Below are 18,066 nucleotides of genomic sequence, written 5' to 3' on the forward strand. Positions count from 1 at the left end.
AGTGTTTACTCAGTAAAATAACTGCCCCATTCCTGCTCAATGTTTTTCGGCATGAGCTTGCTTAGCCCCGCGCCAGGCGTAAACGTCAACTCACCGAAATACACCTTCTCGCCGATCTGGTAGAAATCCACACGGACATAAGAGAACTGCTGCGCTGCCTGGCGAGCCAAACGCGTCATTTCGTCCAACCGCGTAGGGCGCGGCATCGGTTCGTCGGCATTCGGCAAGCTGATACGGATTTCGGTGCGGTTCCAGTCGATATCAAAAATATCGCGCCGATGAGTGCCAAAACGCTGATAATCCACCTGGATGAACATGCGAATTTCATGATTGTCGTTGAAACAATGAAACTTGATATCGTTCGGCACCTGCTCGCCATCCAGCAACAGGCGCTCCACCATGATGCAGGGTTCGATATCCAGATAATGCTTTTCGCGGCTCTGCTCGTAGAAGTTGCTGCGCATCCACGCGTTGCTGAGATCGTACAACTCCGCGTAGCTAACCTGCTGTTTGTCGAACACCAACCGGTTATAACCGCTGCCGTGGTTGGCCTTCAGTACAAAGGCGTTGGGCAATTGCCTGAACATGTCGTAGCTGAGCTCAGTGCCATGCGCATATAGCTCTACCAGATACTCCTCGCCCCACAGACCGGCGATAAATTCACGTACCTTGAACTTGTCCGACAAGGTGGTGTAGATGCTGCGCGGGTAAATTTTGCGTCGCATGATCTTTTCGCTGAAGCCGGTCGGTTTTGACAGGTGCGGCAGCTTCTTGAAATAGAGCGCGTATTTAACCTGATGGTGCCAGGCATCGGGCAGGCGCTTGGAAATGTTTTTAACCAGGATGTTTAACATGTTCTCTCCTTAATTTGCTGACAAGACGCGGCAAGCAGTAAAAACAGGTCAGCTGCAGTCGGGTAATTTTTCCGCCACGGAATAAACTGTTCAGCACGAAGAACGAAATGAATTCCGCCAGCAGCGTAGACACCGCCGCGCCGATCAGACCGTAGCGCGGGATCAGCAGCAGATTCATCACCACGTTCGCCACTGCCACCAACGGCATCTTGATGGCAATAAAGCGATAGCCGGCGAACAGCACGATGCTGCGGTAAGAAACTGTCCCCATTACCGAGAACAACGAGGTCAGCGTACAAATAGCCAGGATGCTGGCGGCCGGTTGGAAAGCGGCACCGTACAGCAGCGAAATGGCCGGGTGGGCGAACCACCACAGGCCCAGCAACACCGGCAACGATAGGCCCAAGACCACCAAATACAGCACCCGTATACGGTATTCTTGCTCCAACGGATCGCGACAGCTGGCAATGCCCGGCATCAACGAGGTGATCAGCGCCATCGGCACGAAAACCCAGCCTTGGCTGAGGGTGGTGGCGGCACTGAACCAGCCTACCGCCTGCTCGCCGACCAGATTGCCCAGCATGATTTGATCGATGCGGGTATAGATCACTATCGACAGGCTGGAGATGGCCAACGGCAGGCCCACCTTTAGCAAATAACGGCCATAGCGCCCGGCCTGGCGCGGCGTAACCTGCGGCGAGGCCGCCGCTTCCCCACGGAATAACCAGAGGCGCGCCAGGTAAGGTACGGCGCTGCTGAGGATGTAGGGTACCGCGAACCACACCAGCGGCAGCGCGGCACTCACCAGCGCCAGCCGCAGCCCGATCGACAGCAGCAGCGCCAGGTTGTTGATCAGCGTATTGCGTTTCGACTGGAGGCGGGCATCGTAATAAATCTTGTACACGTCCTGAATCGAGAAATAGGCGCTGACAAGCAGCAACAGCGTCATCAGTTGGCTGGCGGGCGATTGGCTGAAATAGCTCCATGTCAGTATCGGCAGCGCTACCACCAGGAACAGCCAACGGCGCAGGCGTATTGACGCCAGCATCAGGCGAATGCCGCTCGGCTGTCGGCGGGCGACGCGGTTGAAAATGATGCTGTCGGCGCCCAACTGCACCAGTGGCACCACGATGGCAATCGTCGCCAACAGATAGTTGAGAGCGCCAAACTGTGCAGGCCCCAGATAGCGCGCAACGTAAATGGAGACGAAGATGCCGGACAGGCTGAGCGAAACGCGTTCGAGCATCAGCCACAGGGCATTGGTGATAATGGCCTTCACCCGCTTATTCCCCTGCCTGCGGGCGATCTTCCCGATGGCTTGGGTAGGCGAAGTTGTAGTAGCTCATGTCGGTTGCCGCCTTCTTCACCATGCCGTTGAGGATCACGCCCTTGATCCCCACCCCATTCTGTTCGAAACGGCGCATGCTGGTTTCGATCTGCTTGACGGTATTCACCTCAAAACGCACCACCAGCAGCGAGGTGCCGGCGTGGTTGCCGACGATCGCCGCATCCGTCACCGCCAGAATCGGCGGCGTATCGATCAACACCAGATCGTAGTTTTGCCCGGCCCAGCGCAGAAAATCGGCGAAACGGCGGTGCATCAGCAGTTCGGACGGGTTCGGCGGTACCTGGCCGCGCGGCACGAAGTCCAGATTGGCGATGGCGGTTTTCCGCACCGCCTGTTCCGCCATCACGTTGCCCACCAGCAGGTCAGACAGGCCCTGATGCCCATCATCCGCCAGCCAGCGGTGCAGGAAGCCTTTGCGCATATCGGCGTCGATCAACAGCACCCGCTGCCCGGCCTGCGCCACCACCACCGCCAGGTTGGTGCTGGTAAAGCTCTTACCGCTTTCCGGGCTGGCACCGGAGACCATCAGAATGTTGTTCTTGGCCTCCATCATGGCGAAATGCAGGCTGGTGCGCAGGCTGCGGATCGCTTCCACCGACAGATCCGTCGGCTCGGCCACCGCCAGGATTGGCAAACGTCGGCCGCCGGATTTAGGCAGCAGTTGGCGCTGCTCGCGGTTGCGCTTCACCTGCCACGGCGACAGCGGCACGGTGGCGTAGACGTTGATGCCCCGCCTCTCCAGGGTATCGATATCATTGATGCCGCGATGGAAGGCCGCGCGCAACAGCACGACCGAGACGGTGCCCGCCGCACCCAGCAACAGCGCCAACAGCACGATCAACACCTTTTGCGGCTTAATCGGCCGGATAGCGGTTTCCGCTTCGTCGATAATGCGGACGTTGCCGACCGTGCCGGCCTTGCTGATGCTCAGCTCCTGCTGCTTGTTCATCAACTGCATGTAAACCTGCTGATCCACCTGCACGTCGCGGGTAAGGCGCAGGATCTCTTGTTGCATTTTCGGCAGCGTCTGCACCTGCTTACCCAGCCGCGCCTTTTCCGCCTCCAGCGTGGCGCGCTTTTCCAACAGCGCCCGGTAAGCCGGGTGCACACGGGTATAGAGTTTGGAGATCTCCGCTTCCTTGAAGGTCAGCTCGTTGAGTTGGGCCTCGAGCTGCACCTGAGTATCCAGCACCGATTTGGCTTCCAGCGACAGATCCACCGAGTCGTTTTGCTGGCGGAATTGATTGAGCTGGGTTTCGGCGTTGTTCAACGAAGTTTGCGTTTGCGGCAGCTGCTGTTGCAGGAACGCCAGCATCCGCTGCGTTTCTTCCGTTTTGCGATCCACGTTCTGCTGCAGATAGTTGTCGGTGATGTTCTTCAACATCGCCTCGGCGCTCTGCGGATCTTCGCTCGGCAGCGTAAAGGTCATGATGCCGCTGTCCTTGCCACCCGGCACCACGTCCAGGTATTTGCGCAGCTCATCCACCGCTTTTTGACGCGCGACTTTCACCACGGTGAAACTGGCGCCCGGCGCTGCATCGAGCGCCGAAACGGTCATGTTCCATCCGCCCTGTGCGACCGCCTGCCCGACCACGCCACTGAACAGTTTGTCGCCGTCATGGCTCAATTCATAATGCTGCCCGTCGCGCACTGTCAGCGTCAGCGCTTCGTCCAGCATGTCCTCCGGCGTCGTCAGCGTGGCAATCTCCAGGACCGGCGGTTTTTCGCCGCTCAGCCGGGCAAAGCCTTTGCCGAATACCGGGAAATAGTCCGGGCTGACGCGCACCGTCAGGCCGAGGGCGTCCACCGTTTTGCCAAGCACGTAGCGCGACTTGACCAGCGTCACCTCATCCTCCGTCGCCGAACTTTGCCCCATCATCGAGCTGTCCAGCGTTTCGCGCAGCAGCGAATCGCCGGACAGCTGCTTCTCCACCTGCACCACCGCCGTGGCCTGGTACACCGGGGTGGCCAACAGGGCGTAGACCACGCCCAGCACACCGGCCAAACCGGTCACGGCGGCGATCCGCCAACGGTTATCCCACAGCGGCCCGATTAGGCGCTCCCACTCCAGCTTTTCATCTTGTTCGGCCACCATAACGGACAGCGCATTGTTTTTCATTTTCTGTTCCTTGTTCATCCTGCGGACTCACCAGTTGCGCACGCGCAAGGTAGCCTCGCTGAGATCGTTAAAGCTGCTGATGGTCGGCACCAGCTGGCTGATCAAACGGTTCCAGCGCGCGACCGGCGCCGCAGTGACGTACACGACGTCGTAAGGTTGCAGCTGAAATTCAGCGCCCATCGCCAGCGCGCTGGCGTCTGAAAGATCGAACTGGTACAGCGTCGCCAACCGCTGCGGCTGTTTGCCGCCGCTCGGTCGGATCACAAATACCCCGGTCGCATCCGCCACCGTCTGGCTGATCCCTTCGGAAGAACCGAGGGCTTCGGTCAGGGTCATGCCGCTGCGGTCCATCTTCAGCGTCGTTTGTTTGCCCACCTCGCCCATCACGAACACTTTCAACTCGTCATTGCGCGGGACGTAAAGGATATCGCCCGGTTGCAGCAGCGCGTTTTGGCTGATGTCGCCGCGCTGCATCAGCGCCTGCAGCGAGATGGCCCGCTCCTTGCCCTGATGGGTCAGCACGACGTTGCGCCAGTCGGCGTTGTCCGTCAGGCCGCCGGCGGCGTTGATCGCATCCAGAATGGTCAGCGGCACGTTGGTGATTGCCTGCTGGCCGGAGGTTTTCACTTCGCCGGTGACATAAGCCTTCTGCGAGCGGAACGCGGCGATACTGACATCCACCTGCGGGCTTTCCACATACTGCGCCAGACGGCCGGCGATCAGACTGCGCACTTCGGTGACGGTCTTGCCCACCACCGCCACGCGCCCGATATAGGGATAAAAGATCGTGCCATCCGCATGCACCCAGTTGCCGGTGTCGCTGGCGCTGCGGTACTGCCCGGCCGGTGTGGTCAACTCGGGATGATCCCAGACGGTGACGTTCAACACGTCGCCGACGCCGATGCGGTATTGATAACTCTGCAACCGCCGATCCAGCGCCGGGTTCGGCCGGGCGACCGGTTCTATGCGCCGCATTTTCTGCAGCAGCATCGGCGACATGCGATAGACCTGTACCTGGTTGTTCAAATCGAAATCGTCGTCTTGCTGCACGACGATGGCTTTTCCACTGGTCGGTAAATGCGAGCCGGGGACCACCGTACAACCGCTCAACAGCGCGGAGGTACAGACCAACGGCATCAAAAGAGGCAAATGAAAATTCATGGGGTTACCGTGATAGACGGGCTGCTGTCGCAGCCCGTGAGAGGATTAGCGACCAACGGTCGGGTTGTCGCTAAGCACCGTTGCCTGCCGCGGTTCGCGCAGCATGGCGAAATAGCCGCAAAAACAGAACAGGAACGCCACCAGCATCAGGCTCTCCTGGAGCTTCAACACTTCGCTGCAGATGCCGATGCAGGCCAGCGTCACCGCCAGCATGGTGCTCATGGCCAGCGCCTGGCGCGCATTGAGCCCGCGGCGCATCAGAATATGGTGCAGATGGTCACGGCCCGCTTTGAATGGGCTTTGGCGACGCAACAGGCGGCGCACCATCACGGTCACCATGTCCATCAGAGGAATGGCGATCAGCCACAGCGCGGTGACCGGGCGCATCACCGCCTGTGGCCCCTGCGTCGCCAACAGCACCAGCCACAGCACGCTGAAGCCAATCACCATGCTGCCGGCGTCGCCCATAAAGATTTTGTTGCGCGCGCCGAACAGGCTCAGGTTGAACAGCAGATAAGCTGCCAGCGCGACGAGCAGGCCCAGGCACCAAAGCGCCAGGTCTTCCCGCCCGCCCAGTCCAAACACAACGGCCAACGCGACGAAGGTAACGCAGGACAAGGCGCCCAGTTGCCCGTCGATGCCATCCACCATGTTGTAGGCGTTGATCGCCCCCCAGACCGCCAGCGGCGTGAGCAGCAGCGCGCCATAGCCGAGCATCACTTCCTGATGCCCCCAGACATAGCCCAGAGAGGAGAGTTGCATCCCTGCCGCCAGCATCATCGCCAGCGCGATCCCTCCCTGCACCATGACGCGCGGCGCCACGGGCAGATCAAAGCGGTCATCCAGCACGCCCAACACCACCAGCGCCGTGACGCACAGCAGGTAGATCGTGCTGTCGGGCAGCCAGGCGGGTTGCCACAGCGTCATCAGCGTCAACGTCAGGTATACGGCGATGCCGCCGACCAGCGGAATATGCCCCAGATGTTGCTTGCGCGCATTGGGCTTATCCACTAACCCCACCGCCAAAGCGGCCCGACGGGCAATAAGCACCCAGGCGACCGCCAGCACAAATATCACGCTCAGTTGATATAACATCGTTCCTCCAGCGATTAAGCACGCTACCGCCCTTGAGTTACAGCTCCCAATGCGCTATTAGCAAAAACAAAATTGATCCTGCCAGGATATAAGTCAGCATGAGTTAATCCTGAAAATGCAGATTTATCCGCTTGTCGGCGGAAATACATAAATAACGCCAGCGTGCGGTTAAGTTATCGGTCAGAAAACTCATGTTTAATGGTTCTTTCGATGGCCGAATCAAGTTCCACCGGCGCTACGAAATCATTCTTCACATTGGTTTTAAATTGCGTTCTGGCGCAGAATTTCTGCACTCTGACGCGGCTGATTGGGAATTTTTTTCGACTTATTTTACTCACAACATCTAATGCGGTCGCCCCGCAGATTCCCACTGCATAGGGAATGCGAATCGTCTTATTTTCACGACCAAGAGAAGAGGAAATAACCTCAACCAGTTGATTCATCGTGAAGTCTGGTTTATCAACGTAGTTGCTGACCTGATAGCTGGATTGCTGATCCAGCGCGTGTTCCAACCGTGCGGCAATATTTTCAACATACGCCATCGACTTCATATTATTGCCGCTGCCGATCATCACGAATCGGCCGCTGGCGATCTGACGGAACAGGTTATACACGTTGCCGCGATTCCCTTCGCCGAATACCACCGTCGGGCGAATGATGGTCAGCTTGTTTTCGCTATCGGCTTTGCGCCACGCTTCATAAACGTATTCCGCTTCGAGCTTGGATTTACCGTAGTGATTGAAGGGTTCGAAACGCCCCTCTTCGCCAGTTTCTTGTTTGACGAAACCATAAACGGCGACCGATGAGGTGAAAATGATTTGGCGGATATTCAACGCGGAAGCGGTCATGCAGACATGGCGTGCACCTTCGACGTTGACCTGGTAGTAGAGCGAAATGGGGTCGACATTGTCCTGATGCTCCGCAGCCAGATTAATGATGGCGTCACAGCCCGTCAGCGGTTGCTGCAAGGTCTCGGGCTGAGTCACATCACCGTACTGGTAGAGCGCCGGAAAGTGCTCGCTGGGCCGTTTATCCACGATGATCAGCGTCAGATCATCGCGTGCACTGAGACGTTTCGCCAGGCGCGTTCCGATAAAACCGGCCCCCCCGATAATAGCTACTTTACGCTTATCCATAATTTGTCACTCAGCAGGTTCTCATTATTCCCGTCACAACATTGAGACAGGACGCTAATACGCGTTAGGTAATGAGATTCAGACTGGACAAATCGAATCAGGCTTTCAAATAACAAATAATGAAATAAAAGATTTCATTAAATGTGAAATTATCGCTAAAGATAAAACCTCATTCAGCGCTAATTTTTAACATCGTAAGCAACTTGATATTGCAAGGTTTTATTGGGCAATATGAGATTAATCCGACCTTTACCAGGCATAGAAAAGGCCTCATATTTTACCGGCAGCTTAATCTGGCCTTGCTTAGGATCGACACATTCAATGGTCGCCTGCTCCATGCTCTCTCCCTGGTAAAGGCAGAACAGGGTTTGCGGGCTATTGGTATGAGGGTTGTTCAGCGTCAACGTCAACACGACGCGCGTGTTATTCTGAATATCATTGATCACCGGCGGGCGGGTTTGGTTGCCCAACACATATGAAAAATGTGAAATGACCAGTAAAGAAGCGAATACCGTCAGGTATTTCACTACGCGGCTAGCGGGCATGCTGAAAAAGCGCCGCCCCGATGTTGGCTTCTTTTCAGACGCCGGTGTTTCCTGGGATGGCGTCTCTGCCGCGAGAGACGCAGAAACCAGTGTCGATTTACGTTGCTTAACTATTTTCTCATCGTTTGTTTCAGGCGCTCCATTTACACTTTCAGAAAGTTCCGCTTGAATATCAACATTAATATCATCATCGCCGTTTAATATATCATTACCGACGTAGTCTTCATCTTCAGATATAAAGTGAAAAACCGCCTGATTTTCCACCTTGTAACCCAAGCGAGGAATGGTTCTGATAAGCGTATGTTCGGTGTCGCTAATTTTCTGACGAATGGATTTAATTGTTTGATTTATCGTTGAATCTGAACAATAAGTCCCTTTCCAGATATTTTCTATAATTTCCGTTCGGGTAACCAGTTCGGGGGATCTGGCGACAAGCAGCGAAAGGATTTGATACTCTTTCCAACGCAGACGAAATTTCTCCCCGGCAGGAGTCAGAACATCGAGATTCCTAATCTTTATTCTTTTATCAAGATTCACTTTTAATTTCCTTAGCGTGCCTGTCCTGCACACTTTGTATAGAAATATCAAAAAATGTTCAAGAAATTAAATGTAAACTCAACAGGTTGCATTCATCGGATATTGGCTTTTATAAAAATTTTCTGATTTCATTTTTTACATTAAGCCTGATTAAGGATGTTCTGTTTATCCAGACGACTCTTTTTCCCTGTTGGCAACATGGATTTCTCTCATGACCGCCGTAAAATCCAACCTGGCACCTCATTGATTTAAAAAAGAAAAACTAACAATGTCGTTTAATTGTTAATCGAGTAAAATTGTGAAATTTCATTCCGTGATGTGAATTCATCCTATTTTCCCACTTAATCTGGTTGGCAGATAGACTACAAAAAGCCGAAAAAAACAGAATGAGAGTTATCTGATTTAACTCCAACACTCATTCATTCCAGCAAGTTTAGCATCTAAGACAAATCCCTATTGATGATTTTATAACAATCGCACTAATTATGCCTTCCCCACCCAGAAATTTCATTTAACCTGCGGCGATGGCATTAATATTTTAATGTAAGAATACTCTCAACAAAAAGAAAAAACCGTGCAAATAATATAATCCGTTTGTGAGAAGACATTCCTACATTGAGAGATATGGCTATAAAAAAAGAAAAAAACGGCAAGCGGAGATGAGAATTTTACCTAAAGGCAGAAAATTTCACTGAGAAGGCGAGGAGAGATGATTCGGTATGAGCGAAATATCCCTCCCCTGTCGGGGAGGAATTGAGACAATCGTTTGGTGCTCAGGCCTTTTTCTTACGGCCATACACCGCCCAGGTAATGACCACACACAAGATATAGAATACCAGGAACACTTTCATCGCCCCCGCCGGCGAACCGGTCAGCGCCAACGAGGTGCCGAATGCCTGCGGAATGAAAAAGCCGCCGGCCGCACCGATCGCCGAGATAAAGCCCAATGCGGCGGCGGAGTCGGTCACCGCTTCACGCTGCGCGCTCTCGTCGCTGCCGCCGGCCGCTTTGACGCGTTCGACCGTGATTTTACGGAAGATGACGGCGATCATTTGGAAAGTCGAACCGCTGCCCAGCCCCGCAGTGAGGAACAGCACCATAAAGATGCCGTAGAAGGCGATGAATGAACCGCCCTGCCCTGCGTCCGGCAAGGTCAGGAACAGCAGCGCGGCAAAAACGGCCATCACCACAAAGTTGATCAACGTGACCCGCACCCCGCCGAAACGGTCAGACAACGCACCGCCAACCGGCCGCGCCAGCGCCCCGAGGAACGGACCGAAGAACGCGTAGTGCAGGATCACCACATCCGGGAACTGTGTTTTCGACAGCATGGCGAAACCGGCGGAGAAACCGATGAAGGAACCGAAGGTCGCGAGGTACAGCAGGCTCAGCATCCACAGATGCCCGCGTTTGAGCACCGGCAGTTGCTGGCGCAGCGACGCTTTGGCCGCCGCCAGATCGTTCATGCCGAACCAGGCCGCCAGCGTGGCGATCAACAGGAACGGCACCCAGATCCAGGCGGCATTTTCCAGCCACAGCGGGCTTCCGTCCGCCTGATTTTGCGCCGCGCCGCCAAACAGGCCGAACAGGCTGAAAGAGATCGCCAGCGGCGCAACCAATTGCATCACGCTGACGCCCAGATTGCCCAACCCGCCATTGAGCCCCAACGCACCGCCCTGGCGTGCTTTCGGGAAGAAGAAACTGATGTTGGCCATGCTGGAAGCAAAGTTGGCACCGGCGAAACCGCACAGCAGGGAAATGACGACAAACACGCTGTACGGTGTGCTGCTGTCCTGTACCGCGAACCCCAGCCACAGGCAAGGCACCAGCAGGAAGCAAGTGCTGATAGCGGTCCAGCGACGGCCGCCGAACAGCGGGATCACGAACGAATACGGCACGCGCAAAATAGCGCCAGAGACCGACGGCAACGCCGTTAACAGAAACAGCTGGTCGGTGGTGAAGTTGAAGCCGACCTTGTTCAGGTTGACCGCGACGGCGCTGAACAGCATCCAGACACAGAAGGCCAGCAGCAGACAGGGAATGGAAATCCACAGATTGCGGGTGGCGATGCGCTGGCCGCGTTGCTGCCAAAAAGCACTGTCTTCAGGGCGCCAGTCCTGAATCAGCGCGCCGGTTTTCTTTGATGAAGGCGTTGCAAGTTGCGACATAAAAACCTCAGACACGGGGGATTATTCCGCACACCCTAGGGGGCGGCCCCGGCGGCAAAGTTGATGTACATCAACCCGAATGCAAGTAGTTGGCGGCGTAAACGGCGCCTTCATCCCCTTAGGGGTACGGGCAAACAAAAAATTAAACAACCTAAAATCAATAAGTTGATCAACATCACTTCCTTGTTTTTACCGGCTCGCCACTTCACTGGAAACTAATGGGTACTTCATTCGAGGTATGGGGTTATGCTCAGGGATAATCAAAAATATGGCTGAATCGTTACTTTTTTTATCCCCGTCGCCGCCTTCGCCCCTGAGCTTCAGCGGCGCTAAACGCCAGGAATCCGGACTTATGAAACGCCTGTTGGCCCCGCTTTCGATCGTGAATCAGGTCGCCCTGCTGATGTTACTGTCGGGCATTCTGGGCGTGGCCGGCATGGGCATTTCCGCCTGGATGTCGCAAAGCATTCAGGGCAACGCGCATGCCATCAACAAGGCCGGTTCGCTGCGTATGCAAAGCTATCGCCTGCTGGCGCAGGTGCCGCTGGACGCGCGGCACGAAATTCTGATTCAGGAGCTCGAACGCGACGAAAACAGCCCAGACCTGCAGCGCTCGGTGGAACAAGAGGGGCTGACACAGCCTTTCGTCGCCTTGCGCGACTACTGGCAGCAGACTCTGCAGCCTCGCCTGCGCAGCGCGCAGCGCCCGGCCGATGCCGCACCGCAGGTGGCGCACTTCGTGCAGCTGCTGGACAAGCTGGTATCGGACATCGATCGGCAAACCGAGCGCCGCCTGCTGATGGTGACGCTGGTGCAGGCCGGCTTCATCGCACTGACGCTGTTGCTGTTGTTCGGCACCACCTGCTACCTGCGCCGCCGGTTGCTGCATCCCTGGCGGCAACTGGTAGAGATGGCGTTAGCGGTGGGCCGCGGCGATTTCAGCCGCCGCTTTCCCCAGCGCGGACACCAGGATGAAATGGCCTCGCTCGGCGGCGCGTTGAATACCATGTCCGATGAGCTGTCTGCCACCTACAGCGGGCTGGAGCAACGCGTAGCCGAAAAGACCGCCGACCTGCAGCAGAAAAATCAAGTGCTGAGCTTCCTCTATCGCGCCAGCCGCCAGCTGCACGCCAACGAACCGCTATGCAGCCGCCTGACGCCGCTGCTCAACCAACTGCAAACCCTGACGCCGCTGCGCGCCATCCAGGTGCGGCTGTATGAAAACGACAGCCGGGAACCGCTGCTGCAGCTGAGCGGCAACCAGCCGTTGCGGCCGGAGCACTGCCACAACCCGGTGTGCAGCGCCTGCCTGAACGACAGCGATCGCCAGCATCCCGATAACCCGTCGCTGAGCTGGAGCCTGAGCGACAAACTCGGCGACTACGGCGTGATCGTGGCTCAGCATGCGCCGCAACAGCCGCTGAACGATGAGCACCGCCAACTGATCAACACTCTGGTAGAGCAACTGACCAGCGTGCTGGCCATCGAACGCCAGGTCGACCACCAGCAACAGCTGATGCTGATGGAGGAACGGGCGGCGATCGCCCGCGAACTGCACGACTCCATCGCTCAATCGCTCTCTTGCCTGAAAATGCAGATCGCCTGCCTGCAGATGCAGGGCGAAACGCTCTCTTCCGCCAGCCAGGCGCTGGTGCAACAGATGCGTGAAGAGTTGAACGGCGCCTACCGCCAGCTGCGCGAGCTGTTGACCACCTTCCGCCTGCAGCTGACCGAACCGGGCCTGCTGGCGGCGCTGCAATCGACGGTGGCGGAGTTCAATCCCAAACTGGGCCTGACCATCAACCTCGATTACCAGCTCGGGCCGCGCACGGTGCCCGCCTATCAGGCCATTCATCTGCTGCAGATCGCCCGCGAGGCGCTCAGCAACATCCTTAAGCACGCCGCCGCCAGCCAGGTGAGCATTCAGGTCATCAATAAACGGGGCGAAGTGACCCTGAGCGTTTGCGACAACGGACGCGGCCTGCCGGCCGAGACGTCCCGCCCCGACCATTACGGCCTGATCATCATGCGCGATCGCGCCAAGAGCCTGCATGGCCGCTGCGACATTTTACCGCGCAGCGGCGGCGGCACCGAAGTGCGAGTCAGCTTCACGCCGGATAACCACGCCATCGACTAACGGAGACACCATGACGACAGAAACCGCCGCCACAATTTTACTGATCGACGACCATCCCATGCTGCGCAACGGCGTAAAACAGCTGATCGGCATGGACGCTCGCCTGCAGGTTATCGCCGAAGCCGGCAGCGGTGAGCAAGGCGTGGAACTGGCGCAACAGCACGATCCGGATCTGATCCTGCTCGACCTGAACATGCCCGGCATCAACGGGCTGGAAACGCTGGATCGCCTGCGCCAGACCGACCTGTCAGGGCGCGTCGTGGTGTTCAGCGTATCCAACCATGAAGACGATGTCGTCAGCGCGCTCAAGCGCGGCGCCGACGGCTATCTGTTGAAAGACATGGAACCGGAGGAACTGCTGAAAGCGCTGCATCAGGCGGCGGCCGGGCAGATGGTGCTCAGCGAAACGCTGACGCCGATCCTCGCCGCCAGCCTGCGTGAAAACCGCCCCAGCGCCGAGCGCGATATTCAGCAGCTGACGCCGCGCGAACGGGATATTCTCAAGCTGATCGCCCAGGGGCTGCCGAACAAGCTGATCGCGCGCCGCCTGACCATCACGGAAAGCACCGTCAAGGTGCACGTCAAACACCTGCTGAAAAAGATGAAGCTGAAATCCCGCGTCGAGGCCGCCGTGTGGGTGCTGCAGGGTAAAAACGGTTAATCTTCCCCGTACAACGGCCCGGTTTGCGCCGGAATGGGCGGCGGCGTCAGGGTTTGGATCGCCGGCAGGTCCTCGCCATCGCCGGCGCTCGCCGTCAGCGGCGGCGCCACTTTCAGCTCGATCCAGTTGGACGTCACGCGTTGCTGCTTGTCGTCCTCCAGCGTGACCGACAGCCGGTAACTGTTGGCGGCACCCGGCGCGTCATCCCACGGCGGCACGATCGCCGTCCAGCCCTGCGGATCGTTGGCGTTGTGCGGCGGCGTCAGGCTCAGCGCCTGCGTATCCCCCTGCCAACTGACATGAGAAATCCCGTGTAACGCCTTGATTTCCAGCACCAGCGGCACAGTCTCTCCCGCCTGCAGGTTCCACGGCGGCGTAGCCAGGAACACCTGCAGCGTCTTGCGCTGACGGAATTCCAGCACCGGCACATTTTTACGCTCGATGGGATCGTAGCGGCTGCCGCGCAACGACTTGGCCTGCGCCACATACTCCGGCGAAATCTGCTTCACCAATGGCACCCCGAGCCGATAGCTCAGCGCCAGCTCAACCTGATCCTGGCTTTGGCCGCCCGCGCCAATCTTATGCAACGCCTTCATCGTCACCAGCGGCACCGGGGTGTAATTGAGCCCCAGCTGCATGGCGCGCGGATCGTTTTGCTTTTTCCCGCTGCCGAACAGATCGACATTATCGCCCAGATATTGCTCATAGCTGAGCGAACCGCCGATCTGGCGATAAAACGGCAGATAGCCTTGCGTCGTGATGTCGTAGCCTCGCGCCGGACGGCTGAAGAACACCCCATCGCCGGGCTGTTGCGACAACGCCGACAGCGGGTAGTAATAGTTGGTGGAGAAACGCAGATAGTCCCCCCAGGCCTCCGCGCCGATGCTGCCGCGATTGCGCTGCCGGGCGAAATCGCTGTCGAGCGCGGTGTTGTAACCCAGCAGCCAATCGCCGGCGATCCAGCGCTGCCCCAGTGCAAAATTGCCCAGCGCCCCGGCGCTTTGCTGCAGCCAGCCGATCTGGCTGTAGGTCAATAGCCCGTCGACGTCGTACAGCGGGCTGAATAGCTGGCCATTGCTGCCGGTAAAGTCGCCCTCACCGGTCATCTTCAGCGACAGCCGGGCGGTCCCCAGCGGAGACAGCAGCTCCTGCGCCTGTTGCTGCAGCGCGCCGGTCGCCTGGCCCAGCAAATAATCCTCAGCGCGGCTGCGCATCTGCTGACGAGACACATTGTTCAACTCTTGTTCACCGAGCTGCTTGGCCATCTCGGCCCACTGCTTTTCGCGCGCCGCGTCGTCGGGCGCACCGCCCAGCTCGGGCAAATTCGCGGCAGGATCCGCGGCGGTCTGTTCGGAAGGGATCACGCTGTCCGGCGCCGGTGGGGACTCGGCGCACGCGGGCGCCGCTCCGGCCAGCCACATCAGCGGCCCGGCCAGCCACGCCGTCTGACGCCGGCGCCAGAATCGTTTTTTGGTCTTGTTGAGTACTGCCTGAATGACGTCGTTCATGACACCGTTAGCTCCCTCCTTCCTGGAGCACGCCAACCCACTGCTGCGCCGCCGCCTTCCCGCGACAGTTCTGAAAAACCTCACGCCCCGACCAGGCGGGTGCGCCTCTACCCTAAAGCCTAACGGCTTGACGAGAAGAAACAATAGGATAAACCCCTAATCCCTCTTTTGTGACGACGTCACATTACGCGGTTTACCCTTTCATTTCAGCCATCGGGTGAATTCACGCCATTTTAGCGCCGATTTTGCCGATAAAAAGTACGCCAGCCTCTGCGCGCCGCCGCGCATGGCGTTGCACTGCCATGTAATCAGCACAGTGCCGATGCGTGCTATCGCGCGTTCCCCGCAGGCAGCCGCGTTTCACTCCGATGAAATCAGCATTTTGCCGTTATTTTAAACGCCTGTTTTACGGTTGGCGGAGTCCTGATGTTAATTTCTCTACTGTGGCACGCGCTGTTTTTCACCGCGCTGCTGGCGGCAGGCCTGGGCGCCTCCGCACTCATCACCCGGCTGGAGCGAACGGTAGCCACACGCGCCACCCCGCCGACATTACGTCGCCGCAGCCTGCTGTTGACGGCCCTGGGTTTGACTGTGGCGGCGCTGCCTTTCGAGCTGCCGGCGGCGCAGCGGTTATGGTTGCCGGCGGCGGCGGCGCTGCTGATCGCCCTGGCGTGGCTGGACTGGCGTCATCGCTGGTTGCCGGACCGACTGACTCAGCCGCTGCTGTGGGGTGGGCTGCTGTGCAACCTGGACGCTCGCTGGGCGCCGCTGGACGACGCGGTTATCGGCGGCGCCGCCGGTTACGGGGCACTGTGGCTGCTCAACGCGCTCTATCGGCTGGTGCGGGGGCGTAACGGCATTGGCCAGGGCGATTTCAAGCTGCTGGCGGCACTGGGCGCCTGGCTCGGCTGGACGGCATTGCCGCTGCTGGTCTGTCTGGCGGCAGTATTCGGACTCGGCGCGGCATTGGCGCACGGCCTGCACAACCGCCGCGCCTGGCGCGCACCGCAACCTTTCGGCATCGCCCTGGCGGCCGCCGGCTGGCTGTTGCTGATGATGAACGCCGACCAAAATATGCCGGCGTTGTTCGGTTAGTTCTTCAGCGCGTCGATCAGTCGATTGAGCACGCCGGCCACTTCCGCCGTGCTGGCCGTTGTCGGATTGGCCAGGGGCTGGATCGCCGCGAGCCTGGTCGTGGAGAGCACCTCATCGCTGCGGATTTCCAGCGCATCGGATGGCGGTGCGTTTAACGATCCGCCATCCGGTCGCCAATAGCTGCCTCGCGTAGTCTGCACCTGATAGCTGCCAAAACCAAAGTCCTTCTCGACACGGTAATATATTTCGCAGCTCAGCGGCCCGGTGCGCCGCAGCATAAAAGCGCCTTTCGCGCTATAGCTGCCTTTATTGACGACAAAGGCGGCGGCCTGCGAAGACAGATCGAACGTGATATACAAATCGCACGCCAGCACTTTGGTGCTTACTCCCTGTTGCAGAGTAATGTGCGTTGTGGGTTGCCGATCCGGCGCAGTCAGGGTGCCTAAAAAAGTCCACGATTGCTGTTTCGAGATATTGCGTGGCAGATGATTGCTGGTGGCGGAAGGCGCTATCCCCCGCTCCCCCAAACTGTTCATCGCCTCAACTCCGCTCAAAAATGACGTGACGTCGACGGTGCTTTTGCCGGCTACCGCTACGCCGCCGTTGTATACGTTGCTGAACGTCACCTCGGTATTGTTGTTGCAGGCGGCGATCGCCACCGGGAAGGGAGTCGTCGAACCGCTGTAAAGACTCAACTGGCCGATATCCCAACGGGATTCGTTGATGAATCGGCACAACACGCCGCCGCTCTCCACGTTCTGCGCGTCCTGGATATTGATATTGCCTATTGTGCCTTGGGCAAAGTTGGTGGACAGCACGCTGACATTGGCGGCGCGCTGCGTGTTGCGGTTCTCGCAGCCCAATGAATTGATCGTGCCGTTAAAATCTTTGAAATAGTAGATATCGCCGATGCAGTCATCCGCAGCCAACGAGCCGACAGTAGAGTAAAACCCTGAGATTCTGAACGCAGTACCCTTGGCACGCGCAGCATAAAGGCCATCGATAAAGTTGGTGGTGCCGGACTTGTCCATCCACAACACCCCATCGCCCGGGCGACTGGCGTTAGCCTCCATCTGCACATTCACCAGCCAGTTAATGAACATGTCGCCCGAGACAAACAGCGAATAACCGCCGACGTTGGTGTAGATATCACGGATATCGAACTTCGTCATATTGCGATCGCTAAACCATACGCCGTGGGTGTCGTCTACGCCGGTATCATCCCGCAGCGTCAAGCCGTGCAGCGTCAGATTGGCGAATCCTTTCACTACGATTACCGCTTTCTTCGTTTCACCCTGTTCATTGGTGTAACTGCTGTCCGCGGTCTTGACGATTTTGGTCGCTCGCCCCAATCCGACCACCCGCAAACCGATGCCGCCGTAGATGTCCGTTGTCGTCTGAATGAGTACATGTCCAGCGACCGTATATACCCGTTTCCCCAGAGACAGTGTACCGCCTGCTTGCAACGCCGCCTCCGCCGCTTTGTTGATCGCCGGCCCCCAGTTGCTTCCGTCGCTGTCCTGATAAAACTGTTCCGGCGTCACAACCTCACCGGTGGCGAGCAAGGTTGCTGCGCGCTGTACTGGAACGTTTTCGTTATTGTCCATAATTTCTCCTGACGTGATGTGTTCGCATCATTGCGAACGACCGCGCTGAAAGGCGTAAATAACGCCACCTTCCAGCGCCAATCTATCACCGCCAC

13 protein-coding genes are annotated in these 18,066 nt (G+C 57.7%); 3 read left to right on the plus strand and 10 right to left on the minus strand.

Going from position 1 to position 18,066, the window contains the following annotated elements; genetic code table 11:
- Positions 1–5 precede the first annotated feature (5 nt).
- From AC6BYQ_RS03045 to AC6BYQ_RS03080, 8 genes are all read right to left on the minus strand, one after another.
- Positions 6–854 (minus strand): ATP-grasp fold amidoligase family protein, encoded by an 849-nt coding sequence (locus AC6BYQ_RS03045; RefSeq protein ID WP_019452891.1) that lies wholly within the window; start codon positions 852–854, stop codon positions 6–8.
- Positions 835–2,133, minus strand: a complete 1,299-nt coding sequence (locus AC6BYQ_RS03050; RefSeq protein ID WP_498056263.1) for a flippase — start codon at positions 2,131–2,133, stop codon at positions 835–837. Before AC6BYQ_RS03050 ends, AC6BYQ_RS03045 begins: the two co-directional genes overlap by 20 nt.
- A 4-nt stretch (positions 2,134–2,137) precedes the next feature.
- Entirely contained in the window at positions 2,138–4,321 is a 2,184-nt protein-coding gene (locus AC6BYQ_RS03055) for a polysaccharide biosynthesis tyrosine autokinase (protein ID WP_019452893.1), read from the minus strand.
- A 27-nt stretch (positions 4,322–4,348) separates the two neighbouring features.
- Positions 4,349–5,482 (minus strand): polysaccharide export protein, encoded by a 1,134-nt coding sequence (locus AC6BYQ_RS03060; protein ID WP_063918521.1) that lies wholly within the window; start codon positions 5,480–5,482, stop codon positions 4,349–4,351.
- Between the two features lie 45 nt (positions 5,483–5,527).
- Positions 5,528–6,577 (minus strand): UDP-N-acetylglucosamine--undecaprenyl-phosphate N-acetylglucosaminephosphotransferase, encoded by a 1,050-nt coding sequence (wecA, locus tag AC6BYQ_RS03065; protein ID WP_019452895.1) that lies wholly within the window; start codon positions 6,575–6,577, stop codon positions 5,528–5,530.
- A gap of 173 nt (positions 6,578–6,750) precedes the next feature.
- Positions 6,751–7,713 (minus strand): NAD-dependent epimerase/dehydratase family protein, encoded by a 963-nt coding sequence (locus AC6BYQ_RS03070; RefSeq protein ID WP_063918522.1) that lies wholly within the window; start codon positions 7,711–7,713, stop codon positions 6,751–6,753.
- Between the two features lie 179 nt (positions 7,714–7,892).
- Positions 7,893–8,795 (minus strand): winged helix-turn-helix domain-containing protein, encoded by a 903-nt coding sequence (locus AC6BYQ_RS03075; protein WP_498056264.1) that lies wholly within the window; start codon positions 8,793–8,795, stop codon positions 7,893–7,895.
- A 773-nt stretch (positions 8,796–9,568) separates the two neighbouring features.
- Complete coding sequence (locus AC6BYQ_RS03080; RefSeq protein ID WP_498056265.1) at positions 9,569–10,963, minus strand: MFS transporter; 1,395 nt, start codon at positions 10,961–10,963, stop codon at positions 9,569–9,571.
- A 352-nt stretch (positions 10,964–11,315) separates the two neighbouring features.
- Between AC6BYQ_RS03080 and narX the strand changes: the two genes are divergently transcribed.
- Positions 11,316–13,100 carry a nitrate/nitrite two-component system sensor histidine kinase NarX gene (gene narX, locus AC6BYQ_RS03085; protein WP_019452899.1) on the plus strand — a complete coding sequence of 595 codons (1,785 nt, stop codon included), beginning with the start codon at positions 11,316–11,318 and terminating at the stop codon, positions 13,098–13,100.
- 10 nt (positions 13,101–13,110) lie between these two features.
- Complete coding sequence (gene narL, locus AC6BYQ_RS03090; protein ID WP_019452900.1) at positions 13,111–13,761, plus strand: two-component system response regulator NarL; 651 nt, start codon at positions 13,111–13,113, stop codon at positions 13,759–13,761.
- On the opposite strand, the gene AC6BYQ_RS03095 is transcribed toward narL, so the two are convergent.
- The gene (locus AC6BYQ_RS03095; protein WP_019452901.1) at positions 13,758–15,269 is read right to left on the minus strand and encodes a YchO/YchP family invasin; all 1,512 of its coding nucleotides are present in this window, start codon (positions 15,267–15,269) and stop codon (positions 13,758–13,760) included. The two genes, narL and AC6BYQ_RS03095, sit on opposite strands and share 4 nt — an antisense overlap.
- 426 nt (positions 15,270–15,695) lie before the next feature.
- Here AC6BYQ_RS03095 and AC6BYQ_RS03100 point away from each other — a divergent pair, with 426 nt between their 5' ends.
- Entirely contained in the window at positions 15,696–16,364 is a 669-nt protein-coding gene (locus AC6BYQ_RS03100) for a prepilin peptidase (RefSeq protein WP_498056266.1), read from the plus strand.
- Here AC6BYQ_RS03100 and AC6BYQ_RS03105 read toward each other — a convergent pair.
- Complete coding sequence (locus tag AC6BYQ_RS03105) at positions 16,361–17,971, minus strand: hypothetical protein (protein WP_498056267.1); 1,611 nt, start codon at positions 17,969–17,971, stop codon at positions 16,361–16,363. The genes AC6BYQ_RS03100 and AC6BYQ_RS03105 overlap by 4 nt on opposite strands.
- Positions 17,972–18,066 lie beyond the last annotated feature (95 nt).

It is taken from the genome of Serratia sp. LTN-2 (genome assembly GCF_059740205.1).